The organism is Sinomicrobium halophytocola, assembly GCF_052983395.1.
In genome coordinates, this window is sequence record NZ_JBRKIT010000005.1 from 61,368 (window position 1) to 80,624 (window position 19,257).

General features: G+C 44.0%; 13 protein-coding genes. 2 read left to right on the top strand and 11 right to left on the bottom strand.

Annotated elements, in window-relative coordinates:
• Positions 1-126: 126 nt before the first annotated feature.
• From ACVBDY_RS01345 to ruvA, 4 genes are all read right to left on the bottom strand, one after another.
• Positions 127-525, bottom strand: a complete 399-nt coding sequence (locus ACVBDY_RS01345; RefSeq protein ID WP_447173676.1) for a VanZ family protein — start codon at positions 523-525, stop codon at positions 127-129.
• Complete coding sequence (gcvH, locus tag ACVBDY_RS01350) at positions 515-895, bottom strand: glycine cleavage system protein GcvH (RefSeq protein WP_447173677.1); 381 nt, start codon at positions 893-895, stop codon at positions 515-517. Before gcvH ends, ACVBDY_RS01345 begins: the two co-directional genes overlap by 11 nt.
• Positions 896-1,091: 196 nt before the next feature.
• Entirely contained in the window at positions 1,092-8,237 is a 7,146-nt protein-coding gene (sov, locus tag ACVBDY_RS01355) for a T9SS outer membrane translocon Sov/SprA (protein ID WP_447173678.1), read from the bottom strand.
• Between the two features lie 5 nt (positions 8,238-8,242).
• Complete coding sequence (gene ruvA / locus ACVBDY_RS01360; RefSeq protein WP_447173679.1) at positions 8,243-8,824, bottom strand: Holliday junction branch migration protein RuvA; 582 nt, start codon at positions 8,822-8,824, stop codon at positions 8,243-8,245.
• A 216-nt stretch (positions 8,825-9,040) separates the two neighbouring features.
• On the opposite strand from ruvA, the gene ACVBDY_RS01365 reads away from it, so the two are divergent.
• Positions 9,041-9,877, top strand: a complete 837-nt coding sequence (locus tag ACVBDY_RS01365) for a universal stress protein (RefSeq protein WP_447173680.1) — start codon at positions 9,041-9,043, stop codon at positions 9,875-9,877.
• A 176-nt stretch (positions 9,878-10,053) separates the two neighbouring features.
• Here ACVBDY_RS01365 and ACVBDY_RS01370 read toward each other — a convergent pair whose 3' ends face one another.
• The 5 genes from ACVBDY_RS01370 to ACVBDY_RS01390 all read right to left on the bottom strand — a co-directional run bounded on the left by ACVBDY_RS01370 (position 10,054) and on the right by ACVBDY_RS01390 (position 16,377).
• On the bottom strand, positions 10,054-11,313 hold the full coding sequence (locus ACVBDY_RS01370) for a DUF4374 domain-containing protein (RefSeq protein ID WP_447173681.1): 1,260 nt from the start codon (positions 11,311-11,313) through the stop codon (positions 10,054-10,056).
• Between the two features lie 24 nt (positions 11,314-11,337).
• Positions 11,338-13,683, bottom strand: a complete 2,346-nt coding sequence (locus ACVBDY_RS01375; RefSeq protein ID WP_447173682.1) for a TonB-dependent receptor — start codon at positions 13,681-13,683, stop codon at positions 11,338-11,340.
• Between the two features lie 144 nt (positions 13,684-13,827).
• Positions 13,828-15,405, bottom strand: coding sequence for a PepSY-associated TM helix domain-containing protein (locus ACVBDY_RS01380; RefSeq protein ID WP_447173683.1), 1,578 nt, complete (start codon positions 15,403-15,405; stop codon positions 13,828-13,830).
• Complete coding sequence (locus tag ACVBDY_RS01385) at positions 15,405-15,707, bottom strand: hypothetical protein (RefSeq protein ID WP_447173684.1); 303 nt, start codon at positions 15,705-15,707, stop codon at positions 15,405-15,407. The genes ACVBDY_RS01380 and ACVBDY_RS01385 overlap by 1 nt, the downstream gene beginning before the upstream one ends.
• 43 nt (positions 15,708-15,750) lie before the next feature.
• On the bottom strand, positions 15,751-16,377 hold the full coding sequence (locus ACVBDY_RS01390) for a class I SAM-dependent methyltransferase (RefSeq protein WP_447173685.1): 627 nt from the start codon (positions 16,375-16,377) through the stop codon (positions 15,751-15,753).
• Positions 16,378-16,565: 188 nt separating this feature from the next.
• Here ACVBDY_RS01390 and ACVBDY_RS01395 point away from each other — a divergent pair, with 188 nt between their 5' ends.
• Positions 16,566-17,549 carry a helix-turn-helix transcriptional regulator gene (locus ACVBDY_RS01395; protein WP_447173686.1) on the top strand — a complete coding sequence of 328 codons (984 nt, stop codon included), beginning with the start codon at positions 16,566-16,568 and terminating at the stop codon, positions 17,547-17,549.
• Positions 17,550-17,750: 201 nt separating this feature from the next.
• Here ACVBDY_RS01395 and ACVBDY_RS01400 read toward each other — a convergent pair whose 3' ends face one another.
• Together ACVBDY_RS01400 and ACVBDY_RS01405 are read right to left on the bottom strand one after the other, a co-directional pair.
• On the bottom strand, positions 17,751-18,860 hold the full coding sequence (locus ACVBDY_RS01400; protein WP_447173687.1) for a bile acid:sodium symporter family protein: 1,110 nt from the start codon (positions 18,858-18,860) through the stop codon (positions 17,751-17,753).
• A gap of 30 nt (positions 18,861-18,890) precedes the next feature.
• A partial coding sequence (locus ACVBDY_RS01405; protein ID WP_447173688.1) for a nuclear transport factor 2 family protein occupies positions 18,891-19,257 on the bottom strand: 367 nt, incomplete at its 5' end.

Consider the following 19,257-nt stretch of genomic DNA (forward strand, 5'->3'; position numbering starts at 1 on the left):
TGGTTTACTTTTTATTCGTCAATCGAAACAAATTCAACGCTTTTTCCAAGTGTTTCACCTGCCGCACCTGCTCCATCAAATCTTTTATAGGTCGCTAATTTAAATATTTATTTGAAATGAAAGCAACTAATTTACCCTTTTTATGGTTTTATTTATGGCATTTACAAGAATGACCGTAAAAATACCACAAATCATCCCTGTTGTATTGGCCAATGCATCCAAAATATCACCGGACCGACCTTTAGCCATCGTATACTGAAGTACCTCAATAACTGTACCATAAACAAATGCGATAAGAAAAGCTATCATTAACGGTTTCTTTTTTACCGGCCCGAAAGTATTTCCCCCGCGAAGTGCATAATACCACAATATAAGAAATATACAGTAAAAAATAAAATGAACTATTTTATCCAGGTGAGGATAGGTTACAGAAGGCAGGTCCGAAGGGGGAGCCAAACTCAAAATAGTAACGGTCACCACCCATCCGACTGCAAGTATTAAAAATATTTTTCTTCTATGCTCCAACCAGTTCTTTATACGCTTCACTACTCAACAAATCATCTGCTTCCGAAGGATCGCTGATTTTTATCTTTATCATCCAGCCATCGTTGTACGGATCGGAATTCACCTTTTCCGGTTCTTCTTCCAGAGCAGTATTAAACTCAATAATTTCCCCGGAAAGCGGTAAAAAAAGATCTGATACCGTTTTTACAGCTTCTACCGTACCGAACACTTCTTCCCTGTCCAGGGTTTCGTCTACGGTCTCCACTTCTACATATACGATATCTCCCAGTTCGCTTTGTGCGAAATCCGTAATCCCCACAGTGGCAATATCTCCTTCTATTTTAATCCATTCGTGGTCTTTGGTGTACTTTAAGTCAGATGGTATGTTCATTTGAATTTAGAATAATGTGTTAATGTAATATTTTGCGACAAATGTAACTTTTAAAGTATTTTAATCCAAAGGTTGCGTGCGTTAAAATATCTGCATTGCTTCCTTTATATCCTTCATTTAATAAGCAAGGTATATATAATCTGACTTCATTGGTATCCACCGAACCGGGGGGCCGGGTCATCCCGGTATTTTCCGGTTAATTTCCAAAGTTATAACGCAGTGTTATGCCGGATCGTATAGTGGTCTGGGGATATGCCGTAGAAACCGCATATTTGGAGAAGGTATGATCATAGAAAAACAGGGTGGTAAAGTTCTTGGTCAGGGCATAATCTGCCGTAAATCTTATACTCCATATGGTCTGACCGGAAGTCACCTGGTTATTATCCAGATCGAGATTCCTTATGATGGTAATATTATCCCGCAATGAAAGATCGGCCTTCAGGTTAATGTCTCCCTTCAGGGTCTGTCGTGTTCCGCCTATACTGGTTGTAAAGGGAACTTCCTTAAAGCGGTATCCCAGTCCCAACAGGTACTCTTTCCCTGTGGTTTCCGTAAGCAGATTATTGTCAAAACTAAGGGATAATGCCCTGTCTTTCTTGATTTCCGCCTGGATATTAATGGAGTTTTTCATTTCAAAATCTACCCGGACCAGCGGGTTGAACTGTTCTACGAGTGTGACGTTAGTATAGAGCAAGTCGTTCATAAAATTACCGGATTGATCGATCTTGTCCGGATTCTGCCGGCTGTATTCCAGGTTGGTCCGGAAAGAGTTTACACTATAGCTGGCCCTGTAACCATGTCCCAGGGAAAATCGCCGGAAACGGTTTTTAAACCAATCGAGCCGCATGAGTCCTGTATATTTCAGTGTCCAGTTAGGAATAGGTACATCGCGGAAAACTCCCAGATTTACTTTATCGACAGTCTTACCGGTATAGGCAGCGAGGAAGGCTGGTAATAGTACGGCCTGATTATTTTTCCCGTATCCTTTGGGATATCCTTCATCGTCCAGGTTATCCGGGTCGGTAATATCAATTCCTCTTTGTACTGCAAGACGATTGGCCACTTCTCTCCGGTTTTGCCGGAATTCCTCGAAGGTAGCGGAATTCATCTCATCACTTTTACTGAACGCAGTTTTTATTAAAACCGTGGAAATGGAAAAATCCCCGTATTTATTCCCGAGAAGGCTTTCGTACTCATATTGCTGGCCTCCAAGGTCATTGATTGAAAAGTTCTCCGTGTAGCTATCGGCATACTGACGATTGGCTACCAGGTCAATGGTAAGGTCGGGAGTAGGCTCAAGATTGGCGGTTATATTCAGCTGGCTGCTGTTACGCTCCATATATTGCTGGTTGAGATCCGGAAAACGGGTTAACCATCCCTTTCTGGCAGCTTCATAACGTATATCGGACTGGCTCCCGAAAACAAATCCCCAGGACGGCCTTAGTGTTCCTATAAAACCAATGGATTCGGTATACCCCGGCAAAACTTTACCCCGGTTATCGGTGTAACTCACATCTATACGTTTTATCATAGTAAGCAGGTCTATCCCCGCGTTGGCCAGCCCGGAGCTCTTTTCTTCTTCCTGCTCCCCGGTCTCATCTCCGTTAGCATCCGATGCAGGCCTTCTTCTTACGGGTTGCTGACGGCTTTCTTTTTTAAGTCCCAGGTAATTATAAAAACGTTCCATTCCCATTGAGGCATTGAGAACATGTGTTGAAGCATTTTGTATCGTATTTACATTTTCACCGGCAATATCGTTGATAACATCATTTCCCCGCTGCCAGTCAAAATCGCCGGTATAGGTGTAATTGGCCTCTATAAAATTCAGAAAGGGGATTTTACTGAAAGGCAGTTCATAGTTTATCTGCAACTGCTGAGTATGCCTGTTCGGATCGCCGGTATTCCAGAAACCGTCCCAGATACCGAAGTCTTCCCTTACAATCGTATTGTTATCTTCATCCTTGTCATAGTAGTTCCTTACAATATTATAATTGGAGGCCGTGAAATTCAGGCGGAGCGACTTGGTAATATTGTAATTGACAGTATACTGCCAGTCGAAAAGGAAATTGCGCTGCTGCAGGGTGGGTAGCTCAAGCTGATCTCCGGCATCTACCCCTTCCACATCTACAGCACGGAACCTTTGCTCGTTGAAGCTCCTGGTTATATTGGAATTAACCGAAATATTCGTGGGAAGCGGGTTAAAATTAAAATCTTTGAGCCATTGCCAATACCCGCTTTTCAGAATGGAATCGTTCTTTTTAAAGGGCTCTACCTGCATCGGTTTGAAGTTGTAGTTGTATACGAACCCCGAGCGGACGTTCTGATCGCGTAAATCTTCGACCTCGTAATCGCGATGATTCATTTCGTTATACGCATAGTTGAAGGTGAAATTTTCTATATCGTATACGTGCTGTTTTTGTTCTTCGCCCCTGTTTTTCCGGACCCCTATAAGATTTATACTCCTTCTTTTGGTATAATCCTCGGCACGCCGCCGGATGTTATCTTTTTCTGCTTTGGTCGTTGCCGCATTTATCCTGTCCTGTAGTTTAAGATCTTCGTAAACCGGGTCGAATTCCGGGGTTATAAGTTCTTCGGAAACACTGTAATTGAACGGTAACTGTATTCCCCAGTTTTTAGGGAGAAGCTGGCCGAAATTTACATTGGTATTTACACCGTATTGTACAATATCTTCCCTGCTCCTTTCATTGGGTCTCTGATCTATGGCCCCAAAGCCGGAGGTACTCATACTTCCCGTAGCGGACACGTTGGCAAAATCGGCCACATTTGCATCTATCTGGGCTACGGCCGCCCACCCGCCTTTATTGTCCAGTTCGGCTAGGCGCAGTTCGTTAAACCATACTTCTCCACACACCCGGTTACCCGTTACGTTTTTTACCCCCACCATAATGGACCGGATACTTCCCAGGGAAGGATTTCCTTTTATCCCCACGCGGAGTTCCCCGGATTCCCTCGGATCAAATTCCTGTACACGATTTCCTTCGGCATCATAAAAAATCAGCTCAGAAAGTGTGGAATTGGCAATCCCCTCCGATTTTATTACGGAAAACAGGCTGAGCGGCACTTCCATATTATTTATTTCGGGCCATACCTCCTCTGAAGTGGATGCCCCTGGACGGGTAATTTCAAGAGGGATTTCTACCTGGTAGAAGTTTTCCGAGAAATCCGTCCCCAATCGCAAAAAAGCAACCAGTTCTCCATCTCTCAAAGGGTTATTCTTATAGGCTTCGGCATGGAGAAACATTTTCAGTCGTTTGTACTGACGCATATCCATCTCCACATTCTTATATACTGCCCTGGAATCTTGCCCTTCCAGATCGCATACGGCAAAAGACAGCGATTGCTCGTTCTGCCGTACGATCATATTATTGTTGGTAAGCTGCTCACGTATTACTCCGGGAGGCAGTCTGTAAGGGATCGGGGTTCGTTGTTCGTTTTCTTCTATATTTACGGTGTTCACATCTATGGTTGTACCGTCATCTTCCGCATCGGAATCTATTTCCGGTTGCAGGCTCCGGGAATAGGTCCTCCAGTCTCCCCTTACCAGGTCCAGCGTTCCGAAACGAAGTACGATGTCTTCATTAAAGCCCGTAAGGTACATTCTCATAAAGCTCATGGAGCGAAAATCGGAGATGCCTCCGATAGCATTATTAAATTCCTTCACCGGAACCTTAAATTGTATCCACCGCCCCCTTACCGTCCTGTTATTCGGCATTTGCCGCTCTACTTCTTTTATATCGGAAACATACTTATCAGATCTCTGGATATTGGGTTTTATGGGAATGCGATATTCATAATAACTGTTTATGGTATTCATAGTACCGTCCCCATTCACATCCTCCACATCGGGTTCTGTAGTCGACCCTCTGTTATTGTTCCCCACATTTACGGGAGAGTTGCCTTGCGGATTGTTGTAGTTGAGATATCTTTCCAGGACACTTCCACTGGCACTGACATAATATTCATAATTATCCAGGGCCGGGTCGGAACCGGGATTATTGGTAAAAACAGCTGCCTCCCCGGCATCGTCCAGTCCGTCGAATCCAATATCCTGTAATGTCCTGTTTTGTGTCTCCGCATCAAAGGCATACACCAACGACTGGGCCGAAGGCACCTCTCCCCAGGAAGTCTGGGAAACCAGGTCGGTACTTCCCACGCCGGGCAGACCATTCTCATATTGTTTTTTTCCGTCTTTGAGGATATCTTCGGATATATTACCAAGATTGAATACGAGTTCTCCCCCCATACCGCCTTCGGTACCTTCCACATAAGGGTCCATAACCCAGAACTGGATATATTCCACATTCCCTTGTTCGAAGTTGGTACTGGTAAGTCCTCTCATAATCCCTCCCCAACGTTCTTCAGCGGGAAAACTTTCGAAATCTGCTTCCGGGCTGTTGTTATAAGGCCCTTTCCGGGTGGGATAATACGCGAGGTCAAGGGTTGACTGTACGGTGGTTTCTCCTTGTGACAGATCTACTTCGGGAAATATTTCGTCTATAAATATCCTGCGGGTCTGGTTTGTGGAAATATCATCATTGCTTATCCCCGAAGGCTTTTGTGACGTATAAAATATAGGGTCTATGGTATACCAGGCCATTTTGGACCTTTTATATCCGTTTCTCAGGTTATCGGGATCATCCGGCGAACTTCCGTAGAGTTCTCCTCCGGGAACAAATTCGAGTGGTGTACTGGCAAGGGACCATGCCAGGGGCGCCCGCATGTCTATCAACGTTTGCGCTCCTTCGAAATCATCTACATACACTGTAGTTTCTCCATCAAAATTGTCATTTTTAGGCGAGCCGGGAAGCAAATAAGCTACTTCACCTCTCACGGACAGACTGGATGGCACATCGGTATCTATATTGGGCAATTTATTTGCCCAACGTGTCAGGAAAGGAAGTTCGGTCGAGAAATTCCCGTTAACACCGAAGATGGTATTATTCACAGGTTCCAGCCCGTAACTGGCTTTTTGAGTCAGCGGCTTTTCACTCATGTTCAGCAAGGTCGCCCCAAGCATAAAGTTCTTATTGAACTGATGTTCTATATTCACTCCTGCAAACCTCCTGGTCTGTCTTCCGAATATAGCATTATTTTCTACGGAAACCTCGATCGGAACATTGGACGCCTTAAGACCTTCATCCAGAATATGGACGGTTCCCGTCTGGTAATTTACGGTAAAATCTATACCTTCCTGCAGCCTTCTTCCTCCGGCAGTAACTTTTACAGAACCCTGGGGTACATTGAACGCTCCTATGGGAATACCGTCTCCGCCTTCCGATTTATACCTTCCTTTCAGCTGGAACTTATTTTTATCAGAATCTTCCAGGGCTGCTGCTTTCGTAAGCGTATACATGTTGCGGAACACGTATTTATTTTGGTTGGGGTTATAGGAATCCGGCTGATTGTAGCTACCCCCACCGAGCAAGGTGTGCAGATACTCCCCGAAGGGTTCTACCTTGGTAAATATAATACGCCCGGTCTGCGGGTCTATGGTTACTCCCGGAAGGTAATCGAAAAAACCATCCCCACCGTTCTGCGGATCATTGTAAGCATTGAGCCTGTCGAAATTAAAGACATCGAGAAGTATCCGGTCCTGCAGTCCCGAAGGCCATGAAGACTCTTCTACCGGTTTTATATAGTTTATGGGCGAAGGGTCCCGGTATAATATGTTCAGTTTAAAATCTTCCTGATTAAGCTGGTATGCTCCGGTGGCATAAATGTTTTTCATCATCAGGTCCCATATCGGATCGGACACATTGGTGATGTTACTTTTAAGCAGTTTCACCACAAGGGTTTGATTATTTACGGCTATGACCTGGCCATTGGACCCGGTTTCATATTCGGTGGCATTCACTCCATCATTGGCAAATTCCCCTACCTGGTATGCCTGCCCCCGATAGGTGTACTGGTAAGCTACTGCCAGGACCTCATCGTTACTCAGTCTCTGGTTCAGCGAAATATATCCCAGTTTGGGGTCGAAGGTAAAATCTGTTCCCTGTATCAGTTTCTGGGCATTTTCCAGGATCGCATAGTCATATCCCTGGTTTACTATGGAACTTACGGTGCCAAAACCGGATTTTACGGTGGCTACGTCCCGTATTTGTTCGGTAAGCACGGCAGACCCTCCTATTTCTCTCGGATCGTAGTCATTGGCTCCGTTCCTGGGCAGTAATCCTCCTGCACCGGGATTAAAAAATCCGCCGGGAGCATTGGTGTTGATCCTGGTATTCTGCGGATCGGCTTCTCCCAAATCCTGTATCCCAACTATATTACGTATATTATCTATGCGTTGCCCACGGTTTGTTACCCAAACCTCTATCCTGGTAATCTGTACCTGGCTATTGATAAACGGGTAATTTGCCAATGCGGCATCGTACTGATCGCGAAAGAAATGGGACAGGAAGAAGTGGCGGTCCTCATCGTAATCGAGGGCAAAAAGCTCAAAATCCTCTACGGTGCCTCCTCCCTGTGCTACAACCGACCTGGTCTCGGACCGTTGTTCGGAAAACACTCCGGTGACCCTGGTTTTACCGAACTGCAATTCGGTCTTCACACCAAAAAGGCTTTGCGCACCGGTAATCAGTGAGCTGTTGAGCGGCATGCTCACATTACCTACCTCTATTTTCTTTATGATATCGTCTTCGGTAGGCTCGTATTCGAGTTTTATGAGGTTCTGAAAATCAAAAGTGGCCTGTGTATCGTAGTTTGCTGTTACGGTTAGTTTTTCACCTACCTTCCCCAGGAGGCTCATGCTTATTCTCTGGTCAAAATCGAAAGTTATGGTGCTTCTGTTTCTCGGGGAAAACGAAGGGTTATCATTCCGGTTATACAATACTCCAAGGTCTACAGCTACTGATCCTTGCGGAACAATATCGATATTGGAACCTCCGAAGATGGATTCGAAAAATCCGGAATTGACATAAAAATCGGGTAACAGGTCTTTCTGCGCTTCTTCACTTCCTTCTTTTTGCCCGGAAATAGCGTCCATTTTTTCCTTGAAATAGCGCTTCATGCTTTCCTTCCGTTCCAGTTCCCGGAACTGTTCGGGGGTAAGAATAACAGGGTGTTTTATGTTGAAACCGTCTATGGATGAAGAATAGATATACATATCCATAACAGGATCGTAAGTGTACATTGAAGAAATACTCTCGGGGGCTTTCAGACGTATCTCCCCTGGTACTGCTCCAGTACTGCTTACGGAGTCCTGCTCCTGGGTTCCATTTTCTTCCTGTGCAAAAGAGACCGTCGCACAGAGTAAGAAAAGGGGCCATAGAAAAACTCGTAACGGTGTATAATGTTTACGGTTGGTAGTTGTTTTCAAATTTACTATAGCATTTTAAGCGCGTTTTTGATAATATCCTCTACACTTAAATCCGGTGATCCTTTCGCAATTTTATCAACAACTTTTTCGGATTGTTTGCGCACAAAGCCCAACACCTCTAATGCCGATAACGCTTCTTCTCTGTTTGTATTGCCCTGACCCGAAGAAATTTCTTCAAGATCGTAAATTTTCAATACTTTATCCTTGAGATCCAGTATTACACGCTGTGCTGTTTTAGCACCTATTCCCTTTACACTCTGAATGACCGAAACATCGTTAGACGCAATGGCGTCTCTTACCTGGACAGGGGTTAAGGAAGAAAGCATAGTACGCGCGGTACTGGTGCCTATTCCCGAAACCGAGATCAGGAGACGAAAAATATCGCGTTCGGACTTGTCAGCGAATCCAAAAAGGGTGTGTCCGTCTTCCCTGACATGGAGATGTGTGTAGAGTTTCAATTGCTCCTTATCGGGAATCCTGGAATATGTGTGCAGGGATATATTCAAAAAATACCCTACGCCGTTACAATCTATGACTACATCCGTAGGGTTCTTCTCAACTAATCTTCCTTGTATATGTGCAATCATAAGCATTCGGTTAGCAGACCAAATGTAATAAAATATTTCACAAAAGAGGCATAATCCGTAAGGTATCCCTTATATAAACCTTCACAGAACACGAAAGCCCTTTCCCTACATAGAATTACTTCCTCTCTTATTGCGATAAAAGTGGCAGGTTATCCGGGACTCGCTTTTAATTTCCGTCATTTTGTCGTACCTTTCATTAAACGTAAACCCCTTTTTATGAAACGTATTTTAGTGCCTACCGACTTTTCAGATGAAGCGGAATTTGCTCTGCAGACGGCAGCAAATTTCGCCAAAAAATTCGGTTCGGAGATATATTTGCTTCACGTGCTGGACCTTCCGGTACACCTGGCGACCATTGAAATGAGCGAGCTTCCCGAGGCCTTGTTTTTTATAAAACTGGCACGGCAGAAATTCGAGTCTTTTGTAGACAAACCCTACCTCAAGGGAATTGAGGTTTACGACACGGTAGAATCAGATAGTATTCCGAATGGGATTGCAAAATCAGTGGTGGAGAATGATATCGACCTGATCATCATGGGATCGGGAGGAACATCCGGGCTTCGGGAAATGTTTGTAGGGTCTAATACGGAGAAGGTGGTACGTATAGCAGAAATCCCGGTATTCACGGTAAAATCGCTATTTGAGATCCGGGAGGACGAAAGCATTGTCTTTGCTTCCGATTTTTCGAAAGAAACCCTCGAACCTTATAAAAAAGTATCTGAATTTGCCAAAAAACTGGGGGCTACGCTTCACCTGCTTTTTGTGAATACCCCTCATAATTTTGTCACCACACGTGAAGCAGAAAACAGAATGAACTTTTTTATTAAAAATGGTACCCCGAAAAAGTATACGCTCAATATATATAACGACAATACGATTGAACAGGGTATCATTCATTTTGCAAATGTCGTGAATGCAAGAATGATTGGCCTGAGCACTCATGGCCCTACGGGACTGGCACATTTTTTTAACGGAAGTATCAGTGAAGACCTTGTGAATCATGCCATGCGACCGGTAATAACCTTCAAGATCCCGGAAGAGGACGGAGAATAAGTCATGCTGAAGCTCAGACCAGTCCCATATCTTTGGCGATGGCCACGAGATGCGCCGGATTTTTAGCACGGAATTATATCTTTAAGTTTAATACATATGTGAAGATTATTAAAAAACCAAGGGGATATATGCATTCATACATCCCCTTATTTAAATTCCGTTTTTTATGATCCCGTTTATTCCGCCGGATCCAGTTTACTTATAGCCGTGATGGTACCTCCCTCAACTTCCAGCCCTTGTGTAGCTGTAGCAGAAGATATATCTATACTGTAAACAAAGCTCCTTTCACTTTCTTCCAAAGTAATTCCCACATAAACCGTACTACCGTCCTCAGACACGTAATTATTACTATTAGTTACCTGTTTAATTTCGGAAACTACCGGTAAACCGGTTACAGGAGTTGTTGTTTTGTTATATACATCTATTACGACAAAATTTTTCCCGCTGCTGTACGCGGAAGTTTTTACCGCTTCCATAATACCTATAAATTTACCGTTACCTGCATATATATGATCTGTCAGATACATCCCGGTAGCTTCTTCCAGGTCAAAATAGTAATCGTCAAATTCAATAGTCCCTTTTTTTATGCGGGTTATGGCCGAAGGTTTATCCGTGGTCACACTACCGTTATTTGTAGCAATCCCCGAAGAAAAGGCGTAAGCATCCCCGTTTTCATCTACGGTGAGTCCATTTGTAAAATATCTCCCAACATAACTGGTTCTGTCATCATGTATTATGGTTTCCAATTCCATCTCCGGGTAGGAGTACACGGCAATATTGGCCTCGTTCGGATATTCCGTCCCGAAATTATCATTACAGCAACCCTTCATCGTAAAATAGGGCAGATAAACCTTATCGCCTACCTGGGTTATCCAGGAGAAGAAAGCAATTTCCCCGTTTTCCTTATCCGCAAGTTCCTGGGTATTGATCTGTCCTTCGGCAACAAAGGTCAGAGATTCCGTACTAAAACGGTACCAGTAAGCAATGGGGCTTTCGGCATTCCTGGATATTTTGATCAACAGAATGTCATCATCCACCGGGGCAAAAGCCTGAACAGTTTCGGACTGGAAATTAGTCAATCGCTCTAATGCTCCCGTACCATTCAGTTGGTACGCGGTTACCGCACCGGGATTTCCCTGTCCGTAAAGCAGACTGAAAAACATGTTGCTGGTAGTCACATAATACCTGTAGGTACCGTCCTGCTCTACGCCATTGCCTTTTGTGGAGATAATACCTTCGGTAAGATTATCTGCGGTAAGGATATAATCGGCTACACCCTCGGAAGTTGTTGGTGTAGCGGTAATAATATATCTGGATTCCGCACCGGGTATTTCCCCTCCATCGCCGGAAGCGTCATCATCGCTGCTACTGCAAGCTGCAAAAAAAGTTGCTGATGCAAGTATTAAAATGCTTAAAAAATAAGATGGTCTTTTCATTTGAATATGAAGTTTATGAATTAATTAAAAAAAGGTGTATTTGATCTTTGCGTAAAAGCTTCTTCCTGGTTTCTGCAGGCTAAAATTGTCATACAGGTTTTTGTCCAGCAGGTTCCTGCATTCCAGGGTAAACTGTACTTTATCCCGGAACGTGTAGGTTACATTCAGATCATGGGATACCTGTTCGGGAATTTCTCTTTTGGTATTTTTTCCTCCCAGGCTCGGCCAGAAAAGGTAAAAATCATGCACATACAACATGTTATATCCCAAACTGAGTATATTATTTTCTCCCCAGATATCGGAAAAATTATAGGTGATATCTGCATTACCATATAAATAAGGAATATTCGGGATGCGATCGTTATACACATCGTTACGGGTTTTATTGAGCATATTCTGGTAGGTAATATTCATACCTGCCATCAATTTATTATCATATTGATACCGGATCTCCCCTTCTACTCCCACATTGGAAACACTCCCCAGGTTATCCATGACCTGCATCGCCTGGTTGGTGTTGAGACGCCTGTATATGAAATCATCGGCATCCCGGTAAAAGCCGTTTGCACTGAAATTCAACCGGTGTCTCTCCCTGAGTTGCCACCAATAAGCGGCTCCCAGGTTGTAATTATGACTGTGTTCGGGCTTCAGGCTTATGTTCCCTTCCAGATTTATAAAATCCCCGAACAACTCTTCGTTATCGGGCAGGCGGTAACTTTTTTCGTAGGAGGCTTTTAACTGGAAATTATCCGTCAGGAAAAAGGTTGCGGCAAACCCATACCCGAAATAGTTGAACGTACTGGTCCGCTTTATGTATTCTGGTTCACTCCCGGCGGTATCCAGCCTCGTAGAAAATTTATTCTGCTGAAAATACTGTTTCCCGAATACGGTGGCATTCCAGTTTTCGGATTCGTACTGGTAACCAAGCCCTACAATGTTCTTCATTGTTTTCTGCGGTTGCTCATATCTTTCGCTGTCGGCAGCCAGCCTGTTCCTCCCCTTTCGGTTGAATGTATTGAAGGTATTGTTCAGGGTAATTTTACTGTGGTTGTTAATGGTATAATCCCAGTTAGCGGAGGCGAGACCGTTATTATTCCTGAAATAATACAGGGAATAGGATCGCTCTCCCCCCGGATTGTCATATTCTTTGAATTGCCCCAGCCAGTTATACCTCCTGTTCAGGGTATCTATATCCTTTTCCTGCCCCAGGTTGAAATTGGCATTGAGACGGAAATCAAGCCCCCTGGTCAGAAAGTCGTCTTTTTTATACTTTAAGGAAGGCATGATTATATTTCCTTTGCGATGCCACGCACCGAAAACGGATTCCACCCGGGCCCCGGTTTGTATCTCCCGGTAGCTGGACCCTACCGTCACCCCTAATAAAAGCCTGTCCGCATAAGGTTTATTCACCACCCCTACATTGGCGATCAACATCTCATTGTGGTATTTGTCATGAAATCTCCTCACAGTACGCATCGGATAGTATTCACCGGTATTCAGATCCGATGCCTCCACGTCCATCTTATAATTGTTATCGGAATAATTCTGAAAAGCATTGATCTGGGCGATAAAACCGGATTTAGCCACATAGACCGCATTTACCATAGATCTGTGTGTGTTAAATGAGCCGTAAGAATAGGAAGCATCCAGATGACTTTTATCGTAAGTATTGGTGATTATATTAACAGCTCCTCCAAGTGCATCAGATCCCAGACCAACAGGCACGACACCCTTATACACTTCGATCCTTTGCGCAAGATTGACAGGAATATTATTGAGCTGAAACGAGGAACCGAAATCGTCCATAGGTATACCGTCTACAAAAAAACGCACCTGCCTGCCCCTGAACCCATTAATGGAAAAATTCATCTGCGAACCTACACCGCCACTCTCCCGTACACGTATTCCGGAAACCCTGTCCAGCGCATGTCCCATATCCAAGGTAGTATGATGTAGTTTTTTCGCATCAACCACACTTACATTGAATGCTTTTTCTTCTACCTGCTGTATTACACTTTTCCCGGAAAGCACTACTTCTTCCAAAGCATAAACAGACTCCTCAAGCGTTATTTGCACTTCATTTTGTCCGCCCGGGACAACATTAATTGTCACAGCGTTGGGTTTATATCCTATATAAGAAACCTCCAGAGTGTGACTCCCCTCCTCCAGAGATAATCGGAAGTTTCCGTTTTCATCAGTTATTACTCCATAAGTAGTATTCCCTAATACGACGGCCGCACCGTAAACCCCGTTTCCGGATTTATCGGTTACCATACCGTTAACACGGACTCTGCCCGATTGCGAGAGCGCAAGAAACGGCATCAGTAAACAGAACAAAACCAGCTGCATATTCATGTTTCCAGATTGCATGTGATCCAAGATTTTATGTGTAATTAATTTTATTTAGACTTAATAATATTAGACTAGCAAAACTATCTCTTTTAAACGCCCGGCACCTTACGCCAAACGGAGAATTACCTACGCAAAAAGAGAATAATTGTTGTTCCCCGATAATTAAGCCAGGGCCCTCCGCTTTAGTTTAAATACTACGGCAAAAGCGATAACCGAAAGGGAGATCCAGAACATGTCTACAACGAAGATTTGGGAATATCCGTTAGCTACCGACACCCAGGGCCAGTTGCCTGTTTTTATACCACTTGCTACCGGGACCAGCAGACCAAAACATCCTCCAAGGATAAGCGTCGTTTTATTTGTAAAATGTGTGCTTTTTTTGAAAAGTAATAGTACAGACAGAACCAGCCAGGACCAGAAAAACGTGGAATAGATGAACTGCTTTCTGTTATCCCCATAGTCGTCTGCAAATAATTTTACCATTATAAAGGTAAATGCGGTTACCGGGTACATGGCGAGACATGCGGACATGTATACTCGTACCAACCAGTTATTAAAGTTCCTCTTGGCTTGGGATACGTTCTTTTTATCCCTGGCAACAAGCCAGATAAGTACGCCGGACAGGATAACAAAACAGGTAATAAAACCGAGAGCGAGGTATATGACTTTCATACCGTACCCTCCGAAATCCCCGAAATGGAGCCTTGCAAGAATATCCGAAGATCCTTCTATGTACGATATTTTACCGAAAGGATCTTTTTCATCCACTATTTTTCCATCGCCGGCTCTGAAGGTCAGGTACCCCTCTCCTATCAACTTCTCCCGGAAAGACGGCGCTGCCACTACCTTTACATGCATGTTGGCATCTCCGTAATTATATACCTGCAACCCGTTTATCTCGGCTTCCGGCCATTTCTTAGTGGTTTCGTTTATAAAATAATTAATGGATGTTTCCCCGGTTGGGGCCTCCCCGGTAAAGGCATAATCCGCCGGATTTTCATAGCGCATGACCTCCTCCATTTTTCGGTTATCCTCGTTGAACAATACCGACGATACCGGGGCGAGCATTACGGTATATCCGACAATAAAATAGACCCCGGTAAAAGCAAACATGAATTGATAGGGCAGTCCTATCATCCCCAAAGCTACATGAGCGTCGGTCCATATGGTTTTCCATTTGGTTCCGGGACGGAACACATAAAAACCGGAGACAATCTTTTTCCAGTGTACTATAACCCCTGTCACAACGGCAAACAAAAACAAAAACGCTACAAGCCCGGCCAGGTAATAGCCCGATCGGCTCTGAAAATTCAAGGGAGCAAAGAAATGCAAACGGTAAAAGAACTCTCCCAAGGAATAATTGCCCCCATAATCCCTTTTGGCGTAATTCTCCATATCCAGGTAGAAAAAATTTCGTCTTCTACCCCCTCTTTCCTCCTTTATCGTAGTATCTTTTGGCGATGACATAAAAACCGCAACCCTGCGTTCAAAAAAACGATGGGTGAATCTTATGTCCCTGCTGTATAATTGCTGCTCCTTTTCAAGTGCATTAAAAGCATCGTCAAAATCAATCCCGCCGAAATATCCTTCGGATATGGGTTCGTTACGTTCCCAGGCATTGATCTCATCCCGGAGAAAAGAGATCGATCCGGTAAAAAAGATAACATAAAGTAAAGCGCTGATAATAATACCGCTTATGGTATGGGTATGGAACAGGATATTATAGACTCTTTGTGACATTACTGAGCCAGGGGATTTATATGGTTACCGAAATAAATAAAGGCGTAAAAGAAAAGAGTAATCAGGAGATATATTCCCCAAATCTTCCACCCGTTCTTTGCCAGAAAGGCAAGGATCATCAATCCCACCCAAAGAATTGCTCCCGCAAACCTCAGGGTCATCAGTACATTTCCCATATTCAGCCAGGCTGCAAGTGCCATGTAAAAAGTTTCGGTAACGAAATATCCCCCGAGAAACCCGGCAGATATTTTAGCAAAGCGTTGTATCGGGGATTGGGTGAGGTATTTTTTATTAGGTGGCATTTTATGTATTTACAAAATATTATGTGTGAAGAAATAAAAATGGTTACCGGCCCCGAAGATGTCTTCCCGGCTTTTCCAGAACAATAAGCACCTGCTTATTCCTTCTCCCTGTGGTAGTATCAGTTTTCATTCCCCTATTTACATGAAGCATCCTGAAGTCCCTGACAATAAATCCTGCCTCCATTGCCGAATCTATAATGGAAACTGCTTCGTCAAATTGTTTCCAGGGCTTGTATACAATCACCATTATTCCGTTTTCCGCAAGCACTCTGTGATTTTCCGTAAAAAAAGCCGGGGATATATAAGCCATGCCCGATAGTGTACTTAAAATACGATGGAAGAACCTGGTTACATACGGAATTTTCTCCCCGTCATATAAGTTAAAGATCGCTTTTCTCTCTTCGGTATAGGCAGAAAATAATTTTGTAGCCTTCCGCACGAAAGCCTCGGAAGTTTCCAGACCGAAGTAGTGTGTTTTCCAGGCTTCCCCGGTAACTTCCGCCACCAAGGGGTCCGATCCGAACAGAACATCCAGCACCCTGGAATTCGGTTCGATACACAACGCTTTCAATATATGCTCTTTTAACTCCAAAACAGCTATGTTTTCACCAGTGTGCAATACCCGGTCCTTCACGTGGTAAAGATTTTCCGGATTCTCCGTTATCCACATTCTCTTTTCGTTTTAGTTATTACTATTCTACCATTCCCATATCAACCATTTGTAAAGAATCTGCAATTAATTTTTATTTAGATTCATTTCAAATAATTATCTTTGGCGGCAAAGTTATATATAACAGGCCTATTAAAAAGTACGCGAAAAGGAGAAAAACATACGCAAAAAGGAAAAGGCATAACATAATGATACCACGGCATGTAGATATACACACCGAAGAAAAATCGACCTTCAGTTTCGGTATTAATACTTCGGTAAAGGATATACAGGGCATTATAGATTCCCGTACCGTTTTTGATGATCCTAAAATAAAGGGATGGATACAGGAAACCTTACTTGAGGACTTTAAAGTTATCCTCGCCGACCTGAAAATTTCGGAAAGCCCTCTTATTAATTTCACCTATTCGGGCAAGGCTGTGGAAATGCTGTTTATTACGAAGGGGAATTTTGAAATGCACTTTACCTCTCATAACGGCCATCATATATTTGACACGCATACACATAACCTTCTCTTCAGTAATAAAGCCACCGGTTACTTTCAGCCGGATAATAAGGAACTCCACTTTGTATGCATACAACTAAACCGTGACTTTTTAGAAAAGTTTCTGCCTTCGGATGAACATTTTCATGACTTTCGAAAAATGATCGTCAACGGACAAACGGGCTGCATTAAAAATATCAACTATCCTATAACCCCGGAAATGCATTTTCTCCTGGGAGATATTGTACAATCTACGGAAGAAAATCATTTCCGAAAAACCTTTTTGTATGCCAGAATACTGGAACTTCTTTTACTGCAAACGCAACAATGCGGTGACCCGCGTACGGAAACCCTGAAAGACATTTCGCATTCGGACAGGGATAAAATATACAGCGCTAAGGCGTATCTGTTAAAAAACTACAACCAGAAGATCACCCTGCCACAACTTGCCAAAAAAATCGGCACTAATGAATTCCTGCTAAAAAACGGGTTTAAGACGGTTTTCGGAACTACGGTCTTTGGTTGTATTCACCATTTGCGGATGACAAAAGCAAAAAAGCTCCTTTTGGAACAAAAACTGACCATAAGCCAGGTATCGGACATTGCCGGGTACAAAAATCCACAGCATTTCTCCACAGCTTTCAAGAAAAAATTCGGGATGACTCCCAGCAAATTAAAAAGCGGGTAATTGAGAGTTGACTTAGTAACCTGGTAACTATGACAAAATGATTTAAACTTTACCGGATGATTTTTTTGATGGTATTACACACCCCCGGCCCCTCTCAAGAGGGGAGCTGAGGTTCCCTGGTGCTCGGTTACAACGAGCACCCATTGTACAATGCATTTGTAATGCATTGTAATAAAGCATGAATAATTAATTTCCTGACAGTTACAACTGATTTGTATTATCCTTCCGGTTAGCTTTCGGTTCTTTTTTATGCCAGTACGAGGCCAGTATGGACCCGGTGATGTTCATCAACGGACCGAAAATAGCAGGGGCAAGACCCATCGTAGCGATCTTGCCTATAGAATTCGCTATACCCGAAGCCAAACCACCGTTCTGCATCCCCACTTCTATGGCTACCGTCCGCGCATCACGCTCCGGTAAACGGAAAAAACGCGCATACCAATAGCCTAATGTATAACCGAAAAGGTTATGGAAAAGCACTAAAAGTAATAATACCAAACCAATATCCAGCAGGCTGTCACGCCCCGCGGCTGTGATCACCACGATAATCAGGGCTATGCCCAGCATGGACACCACAGGCATCGCCTGGTCCAGCCATTTCGCCCTGCCGTGCAACAGCTTGTTGAAAAGCAACCCGGCGCCTATGGGAATAATGATCATTTTAACAATGTCCCACATCATCGCCATCACATCGATCTCTATAAACTCTCCCGCCAGCAACTTCATCAACACCGGGGTCAGGAAAGGGGCTAAAAGGGTGGCTATAGACGTAATGGTCAGGGACAACGCCAGATTGGCTTTGGCCAGGTAAGCCATTACATTGGAAGCCATACCACTGGGAGAGCAACCGATAAGCACAATTCCCGCAGCGATCTCCGGGGGAAAATCACTCACCGTAGCCAGGGCAAAACCTGACAGGGGCATGATGATAAACTGCGCCGTTACCCCGATAAATACCCCTTTGGGCGATTTGATCACGGACTCAAAGTCCCGCGCACTCATCGAAGTGCCCATGCCGAACATAATCACCTGGATCAAAGGGGTGATCAAACCTGTCAGTTTAAAATCACCGATACGGATAAAGTAATGCGGGTAATACATCGCCATGGATACCGCGGCAAAGATCATAATGGTATATACATAGCCCCGTAAATGGGCAAAACCGGAAAAGCCTATGGCCAGAGCAACAAAAAACAACACCAGGACAGGGCCTGCCTCCGGGATAAATCCCATCAGGGCCATAACGACATATACCAGTAACAACAAGGCTGCGAGGCCCAGAACAGTGAAAAATACTTTCTTTTTCTCCAAAATATGGGTTTTTAATAATTGGTAAGATGATTACAGTTTATACGCCTGCCGGGCCAGGAGTTTCCACTCCCCTTCCTGCTTTACATAAACCAGTACATTGCCGATACGGATATCCACAGGCTCCCCGGCATTGGTCGCCTTTGCTTCGAATATATGGCGTACAATGGCGGTACTGCCCGAGACCACAATCCGCTGGTCTGTAAAATCTACCTCTGTAAAATCGAAAGCACCATGAACAAGATCGTCTATAAATTTATCCTTGTCCTGGATAACACCGCTCGAATGACCATAGGTCAGCTCATCGGAAGTCAGATTGCTCAATAGGATTTCATCCGGCTCTATAATAACGCCACGGAGCAACTCCACCACAGCTTTCACCGCGTTCTGTTCCTGGGCA